The following is a 20,339-nucleotide window of genomic DNA, read 5'->3' as shown; positions in this document are numbered from 1 at the left end:
CGGGATGGGCGGCGCGCAGCAGACGCGCCTGACCCTGTCCCTGACCGCGGCACTGGCGCTGAGCCAGGCGCTCTTCGCCGCCGCGCCATGGATCGACCTTTGGGTCTCGGCTCTGTTCTACCGCCCCGGCATCGGCTTCCCGCTCGGCCGGCTGCCACTGATGGAGGCGCTGCGGCAGGTCTACTGGACCGGCTCCTATGTCGTCTTCCTCGGCCTTTGCCTGGCGCTGGCGGCCTCGCTGCTGCTGGGCCGGGCGCGGCAGGTGCCGGCGCGGATCTGGGGCTTTGGCGTGCTCGGCTTCCTGATCGGCCCGGCGCTGCTGGTCAACGCGCTGTTCAAGGCCCATTGGGGCCGGGCGCGGCCGTGGCAGGTGACCGAGTTCGGCGGCGCGGCGCAGTTCACGCCGGCCTGGCAGATCTCCGACGCCTGCCACCGCAACTGCTCCTTCGTCTCGGGCGAGGCGGCGGGGGCGGCGATGGTGGCGCTGGTCGCCTGCGTGCTGCTCTGGCCGCTTGTCGCGCGCCGCCGGCGCCCGGCCTTCGCCGCCGGCCTGGGGCTGTTCTTCGCCCTCGGCGCCGGGCTGCGGGTGGCGGTCGGCGGGCATTTCCTCTCCGACGTTGTCTTCGCCGGCTTCCTCGACGCCTATGTCGCACTGGCCCTCTACCGCCTGCTGCGGCTGCGCACGGCGCTGCCGCATCTCACCGCCGCCGCGCTGCGCGCCGACCTGCGCGCGCTGGCCCGCCGGCTGTCGCCGTTCCGCTGACGCCAGCCGGCGCGCACGGGCTTGCGCCCGATGCGGGCTCCGGTCTATTAGGCGCGCGGGGGGTGATTAGCTCAGTTGGTAGAGCGCCTCGTTTACACCGAGGATGTCGGGAGTTCGAGTCTCTCATCACCCACCACCTTATCCCTTTGAAAACAAATAATAGCCTCGCGCCCAGGGCCGCTTGCCCGTTGCAAGGATACAGTCTTGGCTACAAGCGGGGGCGTCATGGCAGGTGGAGCTCGGCACTTGGTGAACCGATCCGGGCGGTCTCATGCTCGCATCGTGTTCCGAAAGACCTGCGCGAAGTCGTAGGCAAGACCGAACTGCGCACCCCGCCGGGTGGCGACGATCGACAAGGGCTCAAGCAGGGTCGCTCCAAGGTCGCCCTGGACCGCGTGCCGGCCGGTGGCGAAAAGCTCTGACTGCGCGATCAGGTGTTGTGCGCGGGGCGTTCCGCACAACAGGGGGACTAGTCAGCGCAATCACGGGGCATCGCGGTTCGTAAGCCACTGACTTCGCGGCAGGGCCAGGTTTCATTTCTGATCACCTCAGTGATCTTTTCGACCACGATCTCCCGGACAGCACCGATCGCTCTACTGGACGGCGCGTCTTTGCGTTCGCATAGAAAGAGGGTCCTTGTGATCCGGGGGTCGATTAGCCGACGTCCGATGAGACCGCGCCCGGTAAGCAGACGCTCGGAATAGAGCGCGCTGGCGATCATACAGCCGTGCCCTGCGACGGCAAATTGCACCGCCGCATCAACGCCGTCTGTGAACATGCGAGCATGTGCCTCCAGCAGGCGCTGATGTTCGGGATCGTCAGTGACCGCGCGGCCGCGCGCGCCCTTACGTGGCAGGATATAGGGCATTTCCAGAAAATCGCAGAGCAACAAGTCCTCCTCGGTCTCCCGCAGGATTTCCGGCTTCCCAATGGCCATGGAATCCTCTTCCAGCAGCGGGGTCAGCTTCAGCTTGGCATCCCGGCTTGGATTGTAGGCAACAGCGAGGTCGATACCGCTTGCCGCGATTTGGTCGAAGGTCGCGCCGGAGACGGTGGAAACGATGTCGAGCACGATCCGCGGATGGCGCTCGATCACTGCGTCGAGCACAGCCGGGCCAATTGCATGAAGCGCGGAATACGCAAGGCTGAGCACCACTTTTCCAGAGATTTCCGCGCGGGCATCGCGGAGGTCGTGTTCTGCAAGGTCCACGGCGCGCAGGATGTCGCGCGCGTGCACATAGAGGCGCTGCCCAAGCTCGGTCGGTTCGACGCCTCGCGAGCGACGCTCGAACAGGGGGCCGCCGGCGCGGGACTCGAGGTTGCGAAGATGATGGGCCAGAACAGATGGCGCCGAACGCAGGACTTCCGCGGCGCCGACAATGCTCCCGGCCTCGAAAATCGCGACGAAGACCCGCAATTGCCGGAAATCCATGTGTTCTCCAAAATATCGAGATCAGCGTCACAAACTATATAATATATCGATGGCGGGAACAGGTCTATGACTGGGGCAAGGGAGGACCGTCATGCCAGATCAGTTCGCGCCGCTCGCCGGTATCCGTGTCGTCGAGATGAGCCACATGATCATGGGGCCGTCCTGCGGCATGTTCCTGGCCAACCTCGGGGCCGAGGTGATCAAGGTCGAGCCGCCCAAGGGTGACAAGACGCGTCATTTGACCGGGATGGGGCGGCCGATGTTCCCGCTGTTCAATCGCGGCAAGAAGTCGGTGACGCTGGACGTCAAGACCGAGGATGGGCGCGATGCCCTTCGCGCATTGCTCGCGACCGCAGATGTCTTTGTGGAGAACTTCCGAGACGCTGCGCTGGACAAGGCGGGCATAGGCCGCGCCGCACTGCGCAAGGAGTTCCCGGGGCTCGTCGTGGCGCATTGCAAAGGCTTCTTGTCGGGGCCCTACGAGAACCGCACGGCGCTCGACGAAGTTGTCCAGATGATGACCGGGCTGGCCTACATGACCGGACCGACGGGGCGCCCTTTGAGGGTGGGGTCGTCGGCGAACGACATAATGGGCGGGCTCTTCGCCGCCTTCTCGGTTCTGGCGGCCCTGATGGAGCGGGGGCGCACGGGAAAGGGGCGCGAGCTTCGCATCGGGCTGTTCGAGAATTGCCTGCTGCTGGTCGCCCAGCACATGGTTCAGTTCGAGTTGGAGGGCAAGAACCCGCCGCCGATGCCAGAGCGCGAGTTCTCTTGGCCAGTCTACGACATCTTCCACGATGCGGAGGGGCGCCAGGTTTTCGTCGGTGCCGTCACCGAGGGACAATGGGAGGCGATCTGTCGGCTTCTGGGGCTTGAGGAGCTACTCGGTGATCCTCGGCTCGAGACCCGCATGGATCAAATCGAGGCCCGCAACTGGACCATTCCGCGGATCGCCGAGAAGATCGCCGAGTGGCGGGTCGAGGACCTCGCGCCAAGGCTCGAGGCGGCGGGCTTGCCGTTCTCGCCGATTGCCAAGCCCTGCGACATGTATGACGACCCGCATGTCATGCGGCCTGGCGGGTTGGCCGTATCGCATTATGGTGATGGCACTTTCCGCGCGCCAGGCCTGCCGTTCGAAGTGGATGGCGAGATGCTGCCGGGCGGCGGCGATGTGCCCGAGGTCGGACGCGACTCCAAGGTTGTGTTGACTGCCCTGGGGCTATCGGCGGCGCAGATCGGCCGTGCCACGGGCAGCGAAAGGGATGCGGCATGACCCTGGCGGAGCGCCTGTATCCCAAAGACAAGGTCGTCCTGCGCGAGGTGGGACTGCGCGACGGGCTGCAGCTCGTGCAATCCTGGCCCACCACGGCGCAGAAGAATGAGTGGCTTGCACTTGAGCATCGTGCAGGGGTGCGGCATTTCGAGGTCGGCTCCTTTCTGCCGGCAGCGCGTTTTCCGCAGTTCGCCGACCTGCGCGAGATGATCGCGACGGTCTCCGGACTGGACGGTGCCTTTTCTGCCGCCCTGACCTTGAACGAACGCGGCGTCGCCGATGCTCTGGAAACCCCGGTGGACGAGATCATGTTCGTGGTTTCGGCGACCGAGGCGCACAGCGAGGCGAATACGCGGCGCTCGCGCACCGAGGCGCTGGAGATGGCACGCCGGATCGATGCGCAGCGCCGCGCAGGCCGGACCGATCCGCCGGTCCTGACCGTCGGTGTCGCGATGGCTTTCGGCTGCACACTGGCCGGAGAGGTCGAGCCGAAAGAGGTGTTGCGCATGGTGGAGGGCGCGGCCGAGGCCGGCGCCGACGTCATCGCGATCGCGGACACGGTGGGATGGGCCGGCCCGGCCCAGGTGGCGCATCTCGCGCGCGAAGCCCGCGCGTTGCTGGGCGACGTGCCGGTGGCGATGCATTTCCACGACACCCGAGGGCTGGCGCTGGCCAATGCGGCGGCGGCCCTGGGCGAAGGGGTCAGGATCCTCGACGCGTCGCTCGCCGGGCTCGGGGGCTGTCCCTTCGCCCCGGGCGCGACCGGGAACGCCGTTTTCGAGGATCTGGCCTTCCTGTGCCGGACCATGGGATTCGACACCGGCATCGACATTGCCGCGCTGGGGGAGGCGCGTTCGGTGCTCGAGGCGGCGATGCCAAATGAAAAGGTGCACGGCGCCTTGGCCCGGGCCGGATTGCCGGAAGTTCTGACCCAAGCCTGAATGCATAGAAACGAAACGTCAACGGGAGGAGACCATGACGATCAACCTGAAGAGCTTTGTTGCCGCTGCAGCGATTGCGCTGATCGGCACATCCAGCTGGGCAGCCGAATACACGATGCGGCTGAGCCACCAGTTCCCGCCCTCGCACCCCTCTGCGAAGCGGCTGGAGCAATTCGCCAAGGACGTGGCAAAGGACACCGACGGCAAGGTCGAGGTCCAGCTGTTCGGCGGCGCGCAGCTCTACAATCCGAAGCAGCACCTCGCCGCGGTCGCCTCGGGCGAGATCGAAAGCGCGGTGATCCTCAACCTGCAATGGGGCGGCACGCTGCCCGAGATGTCGGTGGCGCTGATCCCCTATCTGATCTCCTCGCCGAAGGACCAGAAGGCGTTCATCGCCTCGGACGCGGCGAAGTTCCTCGATGAGAAGATGCTGAAGAAGGGCGTGAAGAACATTGCATGGATGGTCGATACCAACGACCTGATCTTCACTTCGAACGGCCATCCGCTCGAAAAGCCGTCCGATTTCAAGGGCGTGAAGATTCGCGGTCTGACGCCGATCTTCGACGCGGGGCTGAAGGCGATGGGCGCGACCACTGTCGTGATGCCCGGCTCGGAAACCTATCAGGCGCTGCAGACCGGCGTGGTCGATGCTGGCGTCACCGGCGTTGCGGCTGCCTATTCGCGCAAGTTCTACGAGGTGCAGAAATACGGCCGCGCCACGCCGATCTTCGTCGCCTTCGATAACCTCGTGGTGAATCCGGCCTGGTTCAACGGTCTGCCCGCCGACGTGCAGAAGGGGATCGAGAAGGCCGCCGCCACCGCGGTGGCGGATTCCATCACCCCGACCGACTCCGTCGATCCGAAGAAGATCGACAACCTCACCGGAGTCGGCATGGATGCCCGTGTTCTGACGCCCGATGAGACGGCCGCGCTCAAGGCTGCGATGCAGCCCGCCGTCGAAGCTGCGTTTGTCGAGAAGGCTGGCGACGAGGGCAAGAAGCTCCTCGATCTCGTGGGCAAGATGTGATCGGTCAATGCAGGACCTGACCGAGGCTTCCGAAGGGCGGTCTCGCGGGCTGCGCGTCTTTGCGCGCGCAGTCCGCATGCTCGCCGATCTGTGCATGGTAGGGGCGACTTTGCTGATCCTGATGGATCTGTGCCTCGTCGGTTTCGGGGTGCTGATGCGCTACGTCTTCGCCCACCCGTTGGACTGGACGGGCGAGGTGGTTTCGCTGTCGCTTTCGGCGGTGGTAATGCTGGCCGCGCCCCGTGTCCTGCTCGCTGGCGGCCATGTCGAGGTGGACATTCTGACCGGCACTCTGAAGGGCCGGGCACGTCTGGCCGTGCGGATCTGGTCGGGACTCGCGGTGCTTGCCGTCGCGGCGCTGCTGATCGGTAACGGCTGGAAGACGGTGATGCTGTCGAAGATGATCGGGCAGGTTACCGACGGATCGCTGGAACTGCCGATCTGGATGCTGCAACTGCTCCTGCCGTTTGGCGGGGCGATGCTGGGGCTTTGCGCGCTTTCGCAGATATGGACCGCGATCGATGATTGGGGGCGTGCGCGATGATCATCATCTTCATCCTCGTGACGCTTCTGGCGCTGCTGTTCACCGGCGTGCCGATCTTCGCCGGTCTCACGATCTACGGTGCGGCGCTCCTCTACCTGTTCCAGGGCGGCGTCGGGGCGGTCTCGGACGTGATCTTCAACGAGGTGAACCGCTACCTCCTGGTCTCGATCCCGCTCTTTGGTTTCATGGCCCATATCATGATCAAGGGGAGGGTCGTGGACGACATCTACGACACGGCCTACACCTTCACCCGGCACCTGCCCGGCGGCCTCGCCATCGCCACGATCCTCGCCTGCACCCTGTTCGCGGCGATTTCTGGCTCGAGCGTCGCGACGGCGTTGACCATCGGCGCCGTGGCGATCCCGCAGATGCTACGTTTCGGCTATGACGAGAAGCTCGCCTATGGCGTCGTGGCCGCAGGTGGCACGCTGGGAATCCTCATTCCGCCGTCAGGGCCCATGATCCTCTACGGCGTATCGACCGATACCTCGATCGGCAAGCTGTTCTTGGGAGGCATGATGCCGGGCGTGCTCATGGCCGGGGTGTTCATCCTCTGGGCCTCGCTGCGCGCCGCACTCTCGGGCAACATGCAGCGGGAGCCGATCGCAAGCGTGTCCGAGATGGTCCGCGCAACGCGGAAGTCGCTTTGGGCCGGAGCACTTCCGGTCTTCGTGCTGGGCGGCATGTATCTGGGGGTCTTCACTGCGACCGAGGCGGCGGCGGCGGGCGCGTGGCTGGCGCTCCTAATCACCGTCTTCATTTATCGCACGGTGGGGCTGCGCGAGATTTGGGATGCTGCGACCGAGGCCGCCCGGATGTCGGGCCTGCTGTTCATGATCCTCGCCGGCGCTACCGTTTTCTCGCATGTGCTCACCAAGATGCGGGTGCCGCAGCAGATCGTCGGGCAATTGGTTGCCGCGGATGTTGGCCCCACGGCCTTCGTGCTGCTGATGATGGCGATGATCGTGGTGCTCGGGATGTTCCTCGAGAGCATCGCGATTATCCTGATCACCGCGCCGATTGTCCTGCCCGCGCTGATGCAGCTGGGGATCGATCCGGTCTGGTATGGCGTTCTGCTGGTCGTGAACCTCGAGGTGGCGCTGATCACTCCGCCGGTCGGGATGAACCTTTTCACCTTGAAGGCGATCACCAATGCGCCGATGGGGCGCATCATCCGGGGCGCGACCCCCTATGTCGTGCTGATGCTCTTGACGCTTGTTCTGCTTGTCGCGATGCCATCGATCGTGACCTGGTTGCCGGAGAAGCTGATGTAGGGCTGTGCTTTGGCGGCGGCTGCCCGGCGGAGCGCCAGGCGATTAGGTTGGACGAGAACGGCGGCATCGTGGACGAAGCGGACAGATGTGCCGACACACTTTTGCGCAGGCCGCAACAACGGCCTCCCGCCTCCCCATGCGAACGGACGTGTCGCGGCTGACCTCTTGGCCTGATCAATGTGTCTCCGGCTCGACATCGGAGCGCGTCAGCGCGAGATAGCCCACCAAGACCACGATCAGCGCGAAAAGGCCAAGACTGACTGGCCCCGTGCCCCAGTCGAGGCCGCCGCGCTGGTGGTTCACCCCCATCCAGTCCGCGAAGGAGGCGCCCAGTGGGCGGGTGACGATATAGGCGAACCAGAAGGCGGGCACCTCCGGCAGGCCGAGTTTCCAGAAGGCCAGCGCCGGCAGAGCGATCACCCCGGCGAACAGGAAACCGGAATCGAGGTAGCCGAGGCCGAGGCTGGTCGCCGTCATGTCGCCGGCGGCGGTTCCCAGCGCGAAGGTCGCGAGCACCGTGGCCCAGTAGAACAGCTCGCGCCGGTGGGAATGGATCGAGTGGATGGCAAGGGTGCCCTCGGTCCTGTGCCAGAGCCAGAAGATGACTGCCAGCGACAGGGCGAAGAACATCGTCGAGGCGATGTAGGGGATGCCGAACCCGACATGCAGGACATCCGCGGCCATGGTGCCGAAGACGCTGACCATGACCATCGCCAGCCAGTAGCTCCAGGCGTTGTAGCGCGGTGCCGCCAGTTGCAGGGCCATCGCCGCGACGAGGCCGACCAGGCCGATGAGGACGGCGATGGGCGGATAGATGTGGTGGGCGAGGAAATCGGAGGTGGTCTCGCCCATGCCGGTGGTCAGGATCTTCACGACCCAGAAGATCGCCGTCACCTCGGGGACTTTCGAGAAGGGGCTGCGGCGGGGGGCGGTCGCGAACGCATGGAGGGTCTCGGTCATTGGCAATGGTCCCTTTCAGTCTGACCCCGGGGACGGGTGTTCATGTCGAGGCGCCTTGCCTATCCGAGTTTCTGCACCCGCGAGATGAAGAGGGCGTGAGCTTACAAAATGGTAAGAGTTCACGGTCCGGGCCAATGCCCGGGCCGTGGGGCGCGTGGAGACACCCGGCGCGTGCCGGGGCTGGTTCAGCGCGCCTTGCCCGCCATGACTTCGTCGCCGTCATGGCTGATCGTCATATAGACGACCGTTGCCGCGATCGCGGTCAGAAAGATCAGGCTGGTGATCACGGTGCCAAGGCCAAGCCCGCCATCCGGGACGGGTTGCGAGAGATAGTCGCCGATCGAGGCGCCGGCCGGCCGGGTCAGGATGTAGCACAGCCAGAAGGCAAGAATCCCGTTCATCTTGCCTGCGAAGAACACCCCGGCGATCGCCGCGATGACCCCGGCATAGATGAAGGCGGACAGCAGGTAACCCAGGTGAAGGCCTTCTGACAGCTGGTCGCCCGCCGACGTGCCGAGCGCGAATGTGAAGAGGATGGCGAGCCAGTAGAAGGCTTCGCGCCGGAAGGTGAAGATCGAATGGATCGAGAGCGTCTTCTCGACCGCATACCAGGCGATGAACACCGCGGCGAGGGCGATGCCGAAGACCGTCGTCGTGGTGCTTAGCGCATAGCCGAGATTGTCGACGAGGTTATCCGAGATCAGCGTGCCGACGACGCTGATCAGCACGACCGACAGCCAGTAGACCATCGGCACATAGCGTTTCTGGGCGAATTGCCAGACTAGCGCGGCGACCAGCAGGCCGCTCATCAGAAGCGAGGTCATCGACAGGCCGAGGCCCAGCGACTGGTTGATGAAGTCGGCCGCGGTCTCGCCGACGGTGACGGCGAGCAGCTTGATCACCCAGAAATCCCAGGTGACCTGGGGCACACGGTTGTAGACGGCGGCGTCGGGCGCCTGCGCTATATCGTATAGCGGCTCGTTGGTGGAGGAAGCAGTCATGCGGGTGCGTTTCCCTGGTTCGGAGTGCGGAAGGGCCTGACGGCGGGCATCTCGCCCGCCGCGGCAGCTTGGCGCGGACGCGGAAGGCCGCGCTCGCCCGGACCTGATCGCAGCCGAGATTGTCTCGCCGTTTTCCGGCGTCATACGGATCGGTAAGCGGGGGCCTGCGCTCAGCGCAAGGTCACGACCGCAGCCTTGCCATCACTCTGCCACCGGCCCTTCGGCGTGGTTGCTTTGACAGGAAGGTGGATCGCCTCCACCCGAACCGTGACCCCTGCCTTTACCAGCGCCGTGACCAGTGCATCGCGGTCGGCGTCGATATTGGGGTCCAGCCTTTCGACGACATCCCAGGGCTGGGCGTCGTCGAAACTCGCGGTCGCGACGAAGATCTTTCGGCCATCCGGTCCCTGCCAGCGCGTCGGCCAAATACGCAAGAGGTGGCGCATCCCCGCGGCACCGGGCATCCCCGGCGCCACATAGATCATCACATTCGGGGTGCCGTTCCAGAAGGCCGGCATGGCGGGGGCCAGAGGATCGGAGGCGCCGGTAAGCTCGGAGAACGCCGCGTGAAGGATGTTCGACAGGCTCGCGGGGCCGGCGGGGGCGAGCTCCGCGGTCGCAAGGGCTTTCGTCAGAACGGCGCGATCCGGCGCGAGCAGGATGAGGTTGACCGGGGCAAGCGACGTGCCGTCGATGCTCTGTGTCACAGAAGAAGCACCAGTCGCCTGAAAGAAGCTGGCCATATCGGTCACCGTCGCGGTCTTCTCGGCTGGCAGTGGCGGGGTCAGCGCCTTGTGATAGGTTGCCGAGACCGCAACGCATCCGGCCAGCGCCAGCGCCCAGATCCCTGCCGCCCCCAGCCTGCGCGGGCGCGTGCCGATGGGCGTGGCGGCCCCCGGGGGCTCGGAGCGGACGTGAAGCCATTCGGCCACCGATACACCGATCAGGAGCCACATCGCACCGACGAGATAGCCATTCAGCACGTCGCTCAGATAATGCTCGATCAGGTAGATCCGGCTCAACCCGATCAGGAAGGCAACGACCAACCCCAGCAGGGCAGCCGTGATCGGGCCGATCAGCCGGACCCGCCAGGCGATGTAGGCCAGCATCCCGTAGCAGGCGACTGAGATCGCCGCGTGGCCGCTGGGAAAGCTGCCGCTCGTCTCGACGAAGTAGCTCAGGCTCGGGCGCGGGCGGTGAAACGCCAGCTTGAGGAGTGCCACGGTGACGACATTCCCGACGATCGAGGCGACCAGTCCCGCCGCCAACGGCCCGCGCCTGGTCAAGACCAGAGCCCCCACCGCCGCGACGAGGACGATGCTGACCGCCTGCCAGATGCCGAATGCCGTGACATAGGCCGCGAGGTGGATCAGCAACGGGTCCCGGAACAGGTGCATGAGCGCCGCCACGTTCTGATCCATCTGGACGACCGAGGGGACCATCAGGAAGTCGAAGACCGTCCCGACATAGATGAGGAAGACATACAGGAACGCCAGGCCGATCAATGTCGCGGGCAGTCCGAAGACCCGGGTCCGGTCAAGCCGTCCGGCAACGAAACTGCCGAGCCCTGGATGGCGCTTTCGCCAGGCGCGGACCGTCTCAAGCCGCCCGAGCGCGTCGAGATAGGCGCTGCCGACCGACAGGAGCGTCGGCAGGTGGCGCTCGATCCTGATCACGATATAGGCCAGCACCCCGAGGAGCAGCGCCGCCCCGGCAGCGAAGAGCATCAGCCGTGTCGCCATCGGGCCGATGCGGGTCAGCACGTCGCCGAAGAAATATCCCAGTGACAGATGGGCGAGGGCGTAGGGCACCGATCCGACCGCGTTCCAGACCCGGAAGCGCCGCGGCTCCATCCCGGCCAGCGCAGCGGCCAGAGGCACGAAGCCCGCGACCGGTCCGAGAAAGCGGCCCATGACCAGCGCGAGCCCGCCGCGGCGCTGGAAAAGGTCACGGGCCCGCCGGAAGGTGCGCGAGCTTTCCGGATCAAAGCGGGCGAACAGGCGCGTGCTGCCCCAACGACCGACCCAGAACCCCAGCTCGCCGCCGAGGATCGAGCCGATCGCGACGAACCAGACGAGATCGAAGAAATCGACATAGCCGCGTTGTGCAAGGACGCCCGCCGCGTCCACCACCAGCGTGCCGGGCGCAATGATCCCGGTCGCGAAGAAGGCCTCGAGCATCGAGGCCAGGCCGATGATCCAGTAGGACCAGAGACCCAGGGACTGGAGCGACGGAAGCAGTTGATCGAGCGAATGCGGCATGGGCATGACCTTGGTAACAGGCGGCGGCATCGGGGCGAAACCCTTGCCGAACTGTCCAGATGCCCCGCACCGGCCTGACGATCAACGGGGGCATCCTGGCAAAATCACCACCTTACGAAAAGGTATGGCCATATTGAAGCGACGGTAAGCGCCACTTTCCATCTGCGATCCATCGGCAAAAAGGCCTGCCTCGAACTGAAAGGATCACAGGATGAAACGCAAACTCGTTCTCGCTGCCGCCCTCGCCGGGGTCGCGCTGCCCGCAATCGGCCTGGTTCAGGCCAATGCGCAGGGGAACACACCGATCTCTGAAGTGCAGATGGCGCTCGCCGCGCCGGTCAAGCTCGACCAGGCGGGGCAAATCGCGCTCAAGGCGGCGCCGGGGACGCTCGCGCAGATCGGCTTCAACGATGAGAACGGCGCCGGGGTCTACGAGGCCTCGGTGGTCGGCACCGATGGCGCGGTGACGATCGTCAGGATCGACGCGCAGAGCGGCAAGGTGTTGGGGACGACGCAGGCAACCACGCTCGGGGGCGACCACGAGCATGGCGAGCAGGCCGATCCCGGCCAGAACGGCGACGGGGAAGAGCAGGACGGCTGATCCCGTCGCGGTCCGGCCCGGCGACCTCCAGCGCCGGGCCGGACTTGACCGGCCGCGCCATCGGAGGCAGGCAGGAAGGGCATTGGGGAGCATTGGATGAAGATACTGCTGGCGGAGGACGACCCGGAAACCGCCGCCTACATCCGGGACGGGTTGAATGCGGAAGGTCACAGCGTCGACGTGGTCGGCGACGGCCAGGATGCATTGGTGCGTGCCACGGTGCAGGGCTACGATCTCCTGATCGCCGACCGGATGATGCCCGGCCTCGACGGGCTGTCGCTGGTCAAGGCGCTCCGGGCGGCACGCTTCCGGGCGCCTGTGCTGATGCTCACCGCGCTCGACGGCGTCAGCGACCGGGTCGAGGGATTGCAGGCCGGCGCCGACGACTACCTCGTCAAGCCCTTCGCCTTCGCCGAGCTTTCGGCCCGGGTCGCGGCGCTGGCCCGACGTCCCCAGTTCTCGGACGCGCCGGAGACCGCGCTCAAGGTCGGCGATCTGAGCATGGATCTGTTGTCGCGGCGGGTAAGCCGTGCCGGGCAGGAGATCGACCTGCAGCCGCGCGAGTTCCGCCTGCTCGAGCACCTGATGCGCCGGGCCGGACGGGTGCAGACCCGGACCATGCTGCTCGAGGCGGTGTGGGATTTCCACTTCGACCCCCAGACCAGCGTGGTCGAGACCCATATCAGCCGGCTGCGCGCGAAGATCGACAAGCCCTTCGACAAGCCGCTGCTGCACACGCTCCGCGGCAGCGGCTACGTGCTGAAGGCATGACCTTCCGCGCCCCCATCGACGCGCTCCGCCGGTCTTCCGCGCTCGGGCTGGCGGCGCGGCTTACGGCGGTGTTCAGCCTGGCGATCCTGCTGGCCGGCGCGGTCTCCTTCGCGGTGCTGACCGAGGAGCTGCGGGTCCGGCTCGGCGACCAGGCGCGTCAGCTGGCCGAAGGCCTCGCCACGACCCTGCGCAAGGAGGGGCCGGGCGCGCTCGCCGCCCAGATCGGTGCCTATACCGACGCGGTCGACGACCACTACAGCCTCTATCTCTTCGTCGGTCCCGACGGGAAGGCGCTGGCTGGCAACATCACCGCTCCCGGCCTCTTCACCGGGCCCCGGATCCTGCGCGCCGGGCGCGACATGCGGCTCCTGTCGGAAGAACCGGACGAGCAGGGCCACAGCTTCGCCGCCTATGGCCTCAGGGTCGGGGGCGCGTGGATCGTCGCGGGCCGCGACACGGTCTGGATCGGCGATAGCCGCGAGATTCTGGTCCAGTCCATCGCCTGGGGGCTGGGCACGGCGCTGTTGCTGTCTACCGTCGTGGCCGCCCTGCTGGCCCGGCGCAGCGAGGAGCGGATCGGCCATCTCAACACCGTGCTCGACGCGGTGGCCGGCGGTGACCTCAGCCGCCGGGCCGAGGATTCCGGCGGCGACGACATCGGGCGGATCGCCACATCGCTGAACGGCACGCTCGAGCAGCTCGAGCTTTCGATCGAGGGGCTGCGGCAGGTCTCGAACGACGTCGCCCACGACTTGCGCACCCCGCTCACCCGGCTGCGCAACCGGCTCGAGCCGCTCTTGCAGCGCAAGGACCTTCCCGAGGGGGCGGATCAGGAGATCGCGAGCGCAGTGAAAGAGGCGGAAACCCTGGTGCGGGCCTTCAATGCAGTCCTGCGCATCGCCCAGCTCGAAGGCGGCAGCGCCCGGCCCGAGATGCAGTCGCTCGACCTTTCGGCGCTGGCCGCCGATGTCGTCGAAATGCTCGAACCGGTGGCCGAGGAAGAAGGCCACCACTTGACGCTGGCCGCTCCGGAAGCTGCGATGGTGAAGGGCGACAGGGACATGCTGGCTCAGGCCCTGACCAATCTCGTCGAGAACGCGATCCGCTACTGCCCGGCACCCGCTGCGATCGCTGTCAGACTTTCGAGCGATGCCGAGGGGGGAGTGCTGTCGGTCTGCGACGACGGGCCCGGGATCGCCGCCGCCGATCGAGCGCGCGCCTTGCAGCGCTTTGTCCGCCTCGACCGCGCCCGCGAGGGCGAGGGCAGCGGATTGGGCCTGAGCCTCGTTGCCGCCGTGATGCATCTGCACGGGGCGCAACTGACCCTCGCCGCCAATCCTGCGTCGGCAAGCGGTCGTCCGGGGCTCTGTGTCTCAGCGCGGTTTCCCGCCTCGCGGCGCGACTGATACCCTTCCGGCGCCGGAACTCGGCGTGCTTACGGCATCGTAAACCAACGGCAAAGGAGTGGTGACGTCTGTCTCCCAAGTAGGTGCTGAGCGGAACACCCCCCTCAGCCCGAACGGAGACCTTCATGTCTGCCAAACGCCCCGCCTCGAAATCCGCCCTCGCGCTTCTCCTCGCCGCCGCGACTGCCGTTGGCCCCATCGCCCCCCTGACCGCCTTGCCTGCGCAGGCCGAGACCGCGGTGGCGCCGGAGAAGAACCCGGCGGGCGACATTCCCGACACCCAGGTCTTCATCACCTACCGCTCCGCCGCGGGCTATGCGCTCAAGGTGCCCGAGGGCTGGGCGCGCAGCGAGAAAGGCGCCGACGTGCGTTTCGTCGACAAGCTCGATGCCGTGAGCGTCACCGTCCAGGACGCTCCGGCGGCGGTCAGCCTGAACTGGTTGCGGACGCGCTATCTTCCCGTGCTCGAACAGCAGGGCCGCGCTGTGCGGATCGACAAACTCGATGCCGTGCAACTACCAGGCGGCAAGGCCTTCCGCATCTCCTATGCCGACAATTCCGAGCCCAACCCGGTGACCGGCAAGCAGGTCCGGCTGGAGCACAACCTCTACCTCTTCGCACACGGCGGCAAGCTGGCGGCGCTGAACCTTTCGGCCCCCTATGGCGCCGACAACGCGGACCAGTGGCGGCTGATGTCGCGCTCCTTCCGGTGGCCGTGAGATGGACCGCCTTTGCGCACACGAGCTTTACCGCTTCTACCACCTGGGCGACGACGAGGTCGCGGCGCTCAGGGGCGTCAGCCTTGCGCTCGCGCCGGGCGAGATCGTCGCCGTCACCGGCCCCTCGGGCAGCGGCAAGTCGACGCTTCTGAACTGCCTCACCGGGCTCGACGAGCCCGACGCGGGATATGTCTCCGCGGACGGCACAAGGATGACCCGCCGCCCCGAGGCCACGCGCGCCCGGCTGCGCGCCCGGGCCTTCGGCATTCTCCTGCAATCGGGCAACCTGTTTCCTCATTTCACCGTGGCCGACAACATCCGCTTCCAGATGCGCCTGGCGGGCCGGCCCGACGAGGCGCGGTTGGACGGCCTGATCGAGGCCGTCGGCCTGAGCCACCGGCGCGACGCCCTGCCGGCGCATCTGTCGGGCGGCGAGACGGCGCGCGCGGGGCTGGCCGTCGCGCTGGCGCTCGATCCGCCGATCCTTGTCGCCGACGAGCCGACTGCCGAAGTCGACAAGGCAACCGAGGAAGATCTTCTGGCGCTGTTCGAAGCGCGGCGATCCTCGGACAAGGCGACCCTGATCACGACCCACAGCGAGGCGCTGGCGCGCCACGCCGACCGCATTGTCCGGATCAGGGACGGGAGGGTGGAGTATGACTGACGTTCTTGCCCGTGCAGAGGGGATCGGGATGCGCTATGCGGCCCCGGGCACCGCCCCCGTCGATGTTCTCGAAGGTATCGACTGCGAGATCGCGGCGGGCGACCGGATCGCGATCATTGGTCCCTCTGGCAGTGGGAAGTCCACGTTGATGCACATCCTCGGCGGGCTGATCGCGCCCACCAGTGGCCACATCGACTGGCCCGCGCTGGGGCCGCGCGAGTCGCTGATGCCGGTGAAGGTGCAGTTCGTCTTCCAAGGCCCGAGCTTGTTTCCCGCGCTCGATGTACTTGGCAACATCACCCTGCCGCTCTTCCTTGCGGGCCACACCACGGGCGCCCGGGACCGGGCGCGCCAACTGCTTGCGCGCTTCGCGCTGGAGGAGCTCGCGGACAAGCTGCCCGAAGAGCTTTCGGGCGGGCAGGCCCAGCGGGTCGCGATGCTGCGCGCCCTGACCACCGCACCGCGCCTGATCCTTGCCGACGAACCGACCGGGCAGCTCGATAGCCATACTGCCGAGCATTTCCTCGATGGCGTGCTCGAACTCGCATCGACCGCGGGGATCGCGCTGGTGATCGCCACTCACGACGCACAGGTCGCGGCCCGCATGGCGCGGCTCTGGGCGATGGATCACGGCCGGCTCGCCAACTCCGCCCGGGAGAGGGAGGAGGCATGATGCTTTCGCTCTGGATTTCGAAACTCGCGCGCCACCGGGTCTGGCGGCTTTTCGGCACCGTTCTCGGGGTTGCGCTGGCCGTGGCGCTGGTCGCGGCGCTCGCGGGCTTCCTGACCGCCAGCACGCGGACGATGACAACCCGCGCCGTCGCCTCGATGCCGATCGACTGGCAGGTCGAACCCGTGCCCGGCGCCGATCCGGCGAAGATCCGCGCCGACATCGCGAAGGCGGCCAAGGTCGCGGCGGTGCGAAAGGCGTTCTACGCCACGACCACGGGTCTCCAGGCAAGCACCGGTGGCACGGTGCAGACCACCGGCCCCGGCAAGGTCATCGCTTTCGGCAAGGACTACCTGAGGACCTTCCCGCGCGAGCTGCGGCTGCTGTCGGGCACGCTCGGCGGCCCGCTGCTGGCACAGCAGACGGCGGCGAACCTGCACGCGCGGCCCGGCGATACGGTCACCATCAACCGCCCGGGCCTCGCCCCGGTGCAGGTGACGATCGCGGGCGTGGTCGACCTGCCGGATGCAGACGCGTTCTTCCAGGGCGTCGGCCTGCCGAAGCAGGCCGCGCCACAGGCGCCGCCCGACAACGTGGTGATCCTGCGCCCCGCCCAGTGGCACCGGGTCTTCGACCCGCAGGGCGCCGTCCGGCCCGACAGCACGCGGATGCAGTTCCACGTTCGGCTCGACCATCCCGCGCTGCCGGCCCAGCCGACCGCCGCCTATACGGCCGTGACGGGAGCCGCACATAATCTCGAGGCCCGGGTCGCCGGGCAGGCGCTTGTCGCCAACAACCTCGGCGCCCGGCTCGACGCGGTGCGCGGCGACGGCCTCTATGCCACCGTGCTCTTCCTGTTCCTCGGCCTGCCCGGGGTGGCGCTCGCCGCCTTGTTGACCTTTGCCGTGACCGCGAGCGGGGGCGACCGGCGCCGAACCGATCAGAGCCTGTTGCGTACCCGTGGCGCCACCCGCCGGCAGATCCTGTCGCTCGCGGGCGCCGAGGCGCTGACCGTCGGCGCGGGCGGCACGCTGCTCGGCCTCGCCCTCGCGGCGCTCTCGGCCCGGCTGCTCGGGCTGACCCTCGCAGGTTGGCTGGGGGCGGCGCTGATCGCTGCGCCGGCCGGCCTCGTCCTCGCCCTCGGCGCGGTGCTCTGGCCCGCCTGGCGCGACCTTGGGGGGCGGACCGTCTCCTCCGCCCGCCGCGCGGTCGGGCGTGCCGAGGCCCCGCTCTGGCGCCGGTTCGGGCTCGACCTGATCCTCCTTGCCGGGGCCGCTATCGCCTTCTGGCAAAGCGCCAGCACCGGCTACCAGATCGTGCTCGCCCCCGAGGGCGTGCCCGCGACCGCGGTGGACTATAAGGCCTTCCTCGCCCCCGCGCTGTTCTGGATCGGCTCGGCGCTTCTGCTGCTGCGCCTGTCAGACCTGCTGATCGGCGGCGCGCCCCGGGGCGTCTCGCGGCTCCTGCGCCCCGCCGCCGGGCGTCTCTCGCCCCTCGTCGCCACCGCCCTGTCGCGGCAGTCGCGGCGGCTGACCGGCGGGGTCGCGATGGCGGCGCTGGCGCTGGCCTTCGCGACCTCCACCGCGATCTTCAACACCACCTATAACGGCCAGGCCCTGGTGGATGCGGAACTGACCAACGGCGCCGACGTGACCGTCTTCGGCACCGTGGTCAACCCGGCGGGGCCGCATCTTGCCACGCTGGCGAAGGTTCCGGGCGTGACTGCCGCCGTGCCGATGATGCACCGCTTCGCCTATGTCGGTGCCGATTTGCAGAACATCTACGGCATCCGGCCCGGCGAACTGACCAAGGCGGCCCGGCTCTCGAACGCTTATTTCCGGGGCGCCAGTGCACAGGCGATCCTCGCCAAGCTCAAGGCCACGCCCGACGGCGTGCTGGTCTCGGAAGAGACGGTGAAGGACTTCCAGCTCAACCCCGGCGACCGGATCAACCTACGCCTGATGAGCGGGGCCGACCACCAGTATCACGTCGTCCCCTTCCACTTCATCGGCGTGGCGCGAGAGTTCCCGACCGCGCCGAAGGACAGCTTCCTCGTCGCGAATGCTGCCTATATCGCCAAGGCCACGGCCATCGCTCCCGCGGAATACGTGCTGATGAAGACCTCGGGCCAGCCGGCCAGGGTGGCGGGCAGGGTCCGCGCGGCCTTGCAGGGCGCGCCGGGGATGCAGGTCAAGGACATCGGCAGCGTGACCCATATCATCGGGTCGAGCCTGACGTCGGTCGATCTCTCGGGCCTGACCCGGATCGAGCTGACTTTCGCCATCCTCATCGCGGCGGCCTCGGCGGGCCTGATGCTGGCGCTGGGCTTCGAGGACCGCAAGCGCGCCTTCGCGATCCTGACGGCGGTCGGGGCCAAACCGGGCCAGCTGGCCGGCTTCCTGAGGTCCGAGGGCCTGCTGATCGCGGCGGGGGGGATCGCCTTCGGCATGGGTTACGGGGTGCTGGCGGCCTGGATGCTGGTCAAGCTGCTCACCGGGGTCTTCGACCCGCCGCCCGAGACGCTGGCCATTCCCTTCGGCTACCTTGGTGCGGTGGTGTTCATGGTCGTCCTCTCGGTGGCGGGCGCAGTGCGGTTCGCCAGGCGGCGATCGAGGCAGGGCACGGTAGAATTGCTGCGAGAGCTCTAAGGTGGGAAGCGACAGGGTCCGATCCATTCGTCGCTTCCAGCCGACGCCGGGGCCGCCACAACGGAACAGATATGGCAGACCAGTTGCACCTCGGCCCCAAATCGCAAAGGTGGCGCAAAGCCCGGGAGCGGGGGCGTGATGAAGCGCAAGATGACGTGGGGGCTGAGCTCTCACACCTGACGTCGGGGCGGAGCGGAGCGAAGGGCCGATTTCCGCCCCCGGTAGCGACCAAGAGAGCGGAGTGCGTCACAAGCGACGGCCAGCAGATGCCCCTCAGTCGCTTCCGAGCTTCAGCTTGGCCTGATCCGCGGCGAGGAATGGCTCGAGGTTTCGGTAGGCGGTTCACCTGCCGATGCCCCGGATCAGGGCGACGACCAGCAGCACGATGAGGAGGGTGAAGAACGCCATCCCCAGTCCGCCGAATCCAAATCCCATCATGGTTCCATCCTCCGGTTGCGGGCGGCGCCGGAGCGGCGCCGCCACGGCTGCACTCGATCGGGGCGATCAGTTGTCGCCGTCCTTCATCATCGAGCCGGGTCCGCCCTCGGGCATGGCCGCGCCGCCCTGGCGCGACTGCCAGGCCTTCTGCATCCATTCCAGCCGATCGGCCGGGGCCGACATCTCGTCCGCCGTCACCTGGCCGTCGCCATTGACGTCGAGCGCCTGGAAGTGGCGCACGGTCGCCGGGCGGGTCACCGCGGCGTAGAAAGTGGCGAACTCGTCGAGCGACAGGGTGCCGTCGCCATTGGCGTCGTAGGTCTTGAGCTCGCCCTGCAGGCCGCTGCGCAGCTCGTCAGGGGAGACGGTGCCGTCGCCATTGGCGTCGAACTGGGTCATCAAGGTGCCCATCATGCCCGGACCGCCGGCCATCATGCCGCCACCCATCATGCCCGCGCCGCCATGCATCGACATCATGGCCATCATGCCGCCGCCCATGCCGCCGCCCATGCCGGCGTAGCCGCCCGACATCCCGGGACCGCCGCGGCCGCCCATCATGCCGCCGTAGCCACCCATCATGCCGGGGCCAGGCATGCCACGACCGTAGCCGCGCCCCATCGGACCGTAACCACCGCCGCGGGGGCCGTCATCGCCGTCATTGTCCATCATGGCGCCGGGGCCGTAGCCCTGGCTCATGCCCCAGCCCATGCCTTGGCCCATACCCCAGCTGCCGCCGGTGCCATGCGCCAACACCGGCACGCTTACCGCAGCCGCCAGCGCCACAACCAGGCCCGTGGCCAACACCGTATTGCGTTTCATGACATCACCTCTTGGTCCGTCGGTTTCGTTTCGATGACGTCAATCTGCGCTTGCCGTGTCGCAGAACGATCCCGCGAGACGGCTTTCTTGTATCGTTTTGTAACGATCGCGCGGGATGTTACCGATG

Annotated in this window: 18 protein-coding genes and 1 tRNA gene; 14 read left to right on the top strand and 5 right to left on the bottom strand. The window is 67.2% G+C overall.

Going from position 1 to position 20,339, the window contains the following annotated elements; genetic code table 11:
* The first annotated feature begins 4 nt into the window (after window positions 1–4).
* Both ACFOES_RS07775 and ACFOES_RS07770 read left to right on the top strand, forming a co-directional pair.
* A complete protein-coding gene (locus ACFOES_RS07775; RefSeq protein WP_377832635.1) occupies window positions 5–763 on the top strand; it encodes a phosphatase PAP2 family protein in 759 nt (252 codons plus the stop codon).
* A 60-nt stretch (window positions 764–823) separates the two neighbouring features.
* Window positions 824–899 (top strand) — tRNA-Val (locus ACFOES_RS07770).
* Between the two features lie 333 nt (window positions 900–1,232).
* Here ACFOES_RS07770 and ACFOES_RS07765 read toward each other — a convergent pair.
* Window positions 1,233–2,195: a LysR family transcriptional regulator gene (locus ACFOES_RS07765; protein WP_377832634.1), complete on the bottom strand. Its 963-nt coding sequence runs from the start codon at window positions 2,193–2,195 to the stop codon at window positions 1,233–1,235.
* 91 nt (window positions 2,196–2,286) lie between these two features.
* On the opposite strand from ACFOES_RS07765, the gene ACFOES_RS07760 reads away from it, so the two are divergent.
* Genes ACFOES_RS07760 through ACFOES_RS07740 form a run of 5 tightly spaced genes read left to right on the top strand, consistent with a single transcriptional unit; the run spans window position 2,287 to window position 7,254 of the window.
* On the top strand, window positions 2,287–3,468 hold the full coding sequence (locus ACFOES_RS07760) for a CaiB/BaiF CoA transferase family protein (RefSeq protein WP_377832633.1): 1,182 nt from the start codon (window positions 2,287–2,289) through the stop codon (window positions 3,466–3,468).
* Complete coding sequence (locus ACFOES_RS07755) at window positions 3,465–4,409, top strand: hydroxymethylglutaryl-CoA lyase (RefSeq protein ID WP_377832632.1); 945 nt, start codon at window positions 3,465–3,467, stop codon at window positions 4,407–4,409. Before ACFOES_RS07760 ends, ACFOES_RS07755 begins: the two co-directional genes overlap by 4 nt.
* A 34-nt stretch (window positions 4,410–4,443) precedes the next feature.
* Window positions 4,444–5,436 (top strand): TRAP transporter substrate-binding protein DctP, encoded by a 993-nt coding sequence (gene dctP, locus ACFOES_RS07750; RefSeq protein ID WP_377832631.1) that lies wholly within the window; start codon window positions 4,444–4,446, stop codon window positions 5,434–5,436.
* Window positions 5,437–5,443: 7 nt separating this feature from the next.
* Complete coding sequence (locus ACFOES_RS07745; RefSeq protein WP_377832630.1) at window positions 5,444–5,980, top strand: TRAP transporter small permease; 537 nt, start codon at window positions 5,444–5,446, stop codon at window positions 5,978–5,980.
* On the top strand, window positions 5,977–7,254 hold the full coding sequence (locus ACFOES_RS07740; RefSeq protein WP_377832629.1) for a TRAP transporter large permease: 1,278 nt from the start codon (window positions 5,977–5,979) through the stop codon (window positions 7,252–7,254). Before ACFOES_RS07745 ends, ACFOES_RS07740 begins: the two co-directional genes overlap by 4 nt.
* A 174-nt stretch (window positions 7,255–7,428) precedes the next feature.
* Here the strand turns inward: ACFOES_RS07740 and ACFOES_RS07735 are convergent, their stop codons facing one another.
* The 3 genes from ACFOES_RS07735 to ACFOES_RS07725 all read right to left on the bottom strand — a co-directional run bounded on the left by ACFOES_RS07735 (window position 7,429) and on the right by ACFOES_RS07725 (window position 11,476).
* A complete protein-coding gene (locus ACFOES_RS07735; protein WP_377832628.1) occupies window positions 7,429–8,214 on the bottom strand; it encodes a COG4705 family protein in 786 nt (261 codons plus the stop codon).
* Window positions 8,215–8,399: 185 nt separating this feature from the next.
* Complete coding sequence (locus tag ACFOES_RS07730; RefSeq protein ID WP_377832627.1) at window positions 8,400–9,215, bottom strand: COG4705 family protein; 816 nt, start codon at window positions 9,213–9,215, stop codon at window positions 8,400–8,402.
* 170 nt (window positions 9,216–9,385) lie between these two features.
* The gene (locus tag ACFOES_RS07725; protein ID WP_377832626.1) at window positions 9,386–11,476 is read right to left on the bottom strand and encodes a bifunctional DedA family/phosphatase PAP2 family protein; all 2,091 of its coding nucleotides are present in this window, start codon (window positions 11,474–11,476) and stop codon (window positions 9,386–9,388) included.
* Window positions 11,477–11,687: 211 nt separating this feature from the next.
* Here ACFOES_RS07725 and ACFOES_RS07720 point away from each other — a divergent pair, with 211 nt between their 5' ends.
* The 7 genes from ACFOES_RS07720 to ACFOES_RS07690 all read left to right on the top strand — a co-directional run bounded on the left by ACFOES_RS07720 (window position 11,688) and on the right by ACFOES_RS07690 (window position 18,955).
* Window positions 11,688–12,077, top strand: coding sequence for a PepSY domain-containing protein (locus ACFOES_RS07720; RefSeq protein WP_377832625.1), 390 nt, complete (start codon window positions 11,688–11,690; stop codon window positions 12,075–12,077).
* Between the two features lie 96 nt (window positions 12,078–12,173).
* On the top strand, window positions 12,174–12,848 hold the full coding sequence (locus ACFOES_RS07715; RefSeq protein ID WP_377832624.1) for a winged helix-turn-helix domain-containing protein: 675 nt from the start codon (window positions 12,174–12,176) through the stop codon (window positions 12,846–12,848).
* Window positions 12,845–14,254, top strand: a complete 1,410-nt coding sequence (locus tag ACFOES_RS07710) for a sensor histidine kinase (protein ID WP_377832623.1) — start codon at window positions 12,845–12,847, stop codon at window positions 14,252–14,254. Before ACFOES_RS07715 ends, ACFOES_RS07710 begins: the two co-directional genes overlap by 4 nt.
* A 125-nt stretch (window positions 14,255–14,379) precedes the next feature.
* Window positions 14,380–14,973 (top strand): hypothetical protein, encoded by a 594-nt coding sequence (locus ACFOES_RS07705; RefSeq protein ID WP_377832622.1) that lies wholly within the window; start codon window positions 14,380–14,382, stop codon window positions 14,971–14,973.
* A gap of 1 nt (window position 14,974) precedes the next feature.
* Window positions 14,975–15,637, top strand: coding sequence for an ABC transporter ATP-binding protein (locus ACFOES_RS07700; RefSeq protein ID WP_377832621.1), 663 nt, complete (start codon window positions 14,975–14,977; stop codon window positions 15,635–15,637).
* Window positions 15,630–16,310, top strand: a complete 681-nt coding sequence (locus tag ACFOES_RS07695; protein WP_377832620.1) for an ABC transporter ATP-binding protein — start codon at window positions 15,630–15,632, stop codon at window positions 16,308–16,310. The genes ACFOES_RS07700 and ACFOES_RS07695 overlap by 8 nt, the downstream gene beginning before the upstream one ends.
* Window positions 16,307–18,955, top strand: a complete 2,649-nt coding sequence (locus ACFOES_RS07690; RefSeq protein WP_377832619.1) for an ABC transporter permease — start codon at window positions 16,307–16,309, stop codon at window positions 18,953–18,955. The genes ACFOES_RS07695 and ACFOES_RS07690 overlap by 4 nt, the downstream gene beginning before the upstream one ends.
* A gap of 504 nt (window positions 18,956–19,459) precedes the next feature.
* Here the strand turns inward: ACFOES_RS07690 and ACFOES_RS07685 are convergent.
* On the bottom strand, window positions 19,460–20,212 hold the full coding sequence (locus ACFOES_RS07685; protein WP_377832618.1) for an EF-hand domain-containing protein: 753 nt from the start codon (window positions 20,210–20,212) through the stop codon (window positions 19,460–19,462).
* Between the last annotated feature and the right edge of the window lie 127 nt (window positions 20,213–20,339).

It is taken from the genome of Acidimangrovimonas pyrenivorans (assembly GCF_042643245.1).
Taxonomy (GTDB): Bacteria; Pseudomonadota; Alphaproteobacteria; order Rhodobacterales; family Rhodobacteraceae; genus Acidimangrovimonas; species Acidimangrovimonas pyrenivorans.
This window is presented reverse-complemented; position numbering and strand designations above follow the sequence as displayed.

What these genes read in the sequence shown, in the direction of transcription:
- ACFOES_RS07755 (WP_377832632.1), top strand. Translation starts at nt 3,465, where the DNA reads ATGACCCTGGCGGAGCGCCTGTATCCCAAAGACAAGGTCGTCCTGCGC.
- ACFOES_RS07700 (WP_377832621.1), top strand. Translation starts at nt 14,975, where the DNA reads ATGGACCGCCTTTGCGCACACGAGCTTTACCGCTTCTACCACCTGGGC.
- ACFOES_RS07735 (WP_377832628.1), bottom strand. Translation starts at nt 8,214, where the DNA reads ATGACCGAGACCCTCCATGCGTTCGCGACCGCCCCCCGCCGCAGCCCC.
- ACFOES_RS07765 (WP_377832634.1), bottom strand. Translation starts at nt 2,195, where the DNA reads ATGGATTTCCGGCAATTGCGGGTCTTCGTCGCGATTTTCGAGGCCGGG.
- ACFOES_RS07695 (WP_377832620.1), top strand. Translation starts at nt 15,630, where the DNA reads ATGACTGACGTTCTTGCCCGTGCAGAGGGGATCGGGATGCGCTATGCG.
- ACFOES_RS07705 (WP_377832622.1), top strand. Translation starts at nt 14,380, where the DNA reads ATGTCTGCCAAACGCCCCGCCTCGAAATCCGCCCTCGCGCTTCTCCTC.
- ACFOES_RS07775 (WP_377832635.1), top strand. Translation starts at nt 5, where the DNA reads ATGGGCGGCGCGCAGCAGACGCGCCTGACCCTGTCCCTGACCGCGGCA.
- ACFOES_RS07725 (WP_377832626.1), bottom strand. Translation starts at nt 11,476, where the DNA reads ATGCCGCATTCGCTCGATCAACTGCTTCCGTCGCTCCAGTCCCTGGGT.
- ACFOES_RS07685 (WP_377832618.1), bottom strand. Translation starts at nt 20,212, where the DNA reads ATGAAACGCAATACGGTGTTGGCCACGGGCCTGGTTGTGGCGCTGGCG.
- dctP (WP_377832631.1), top strand. Translation starts at nt 4,444, where the DNA reads ATGACGATCAACCTGAAGAGCTTTGTTGCCGCTGCAGCGATTGCGCTG.
- ACFOES_RS07710 (WP_377832623.1), top strand. Translation starts at nt 12,845, where the DNA reads ATGACCTTCCGCGCCCCCATCGACGCGCTCCGCCGGTCTTCCGCGCTC.
- ACFOES_RS07760 (WP_377832633.1), top strand. Translation starts at nt 2,287, where the DNA reads ATGCCAGATCAGTTCGCGCCGCTCGCCGGTATCCGTGTCGTCGAGATG.
- ACFOES_RS07720 (WP_377832625.1), top strand. Translation starts at nt 11,688, where the DNA reads ATGAAACGCAAACTCGTTCTCGCTGCCGCCCTCGCCGGGGTCGCGCTG.
- ACFOES_RS07730 (WP_377832627.1), bottom strand. Translation starts at nt 9,215, where the DNA reads ATGACTGCTTCCTCCACCAACGAGCCGCTATACGATATAGCGCAGGCG.
- ACFOES_RS07690 (WP_377832619.1), top strand. Translation starts at nt 16,307, where the DNA reads ATGATGCTTTCGCTCTGGATTTCGAAACTCGCGCGCCACCGGGTCTGG.
- ACFOES_RS07745 (WP_377832630.1), top strand. Translation starts at nt 5,444, where the DNA reads ATGCAGGACCTGACCGAGGCTTCCGAAGGGCGGTCTCGCGGGCTGCGC.
- ACFOES_RS07715 (WP_377832624.1), top strand. Translation starts at nt 12,174, where the DNA reads ATGAAGATACTGCTGGCGGAGGACGACCCGGAAACCGCCGCCTACATC.
- ACFOES_RS07740 (WP_377832629.1), top strand. Translation starts at nt 5,977, where the DNA reads ATGATCATCATCTTCATCCTCGTGACGCTTCTGGCGCTGCTGTTCACC.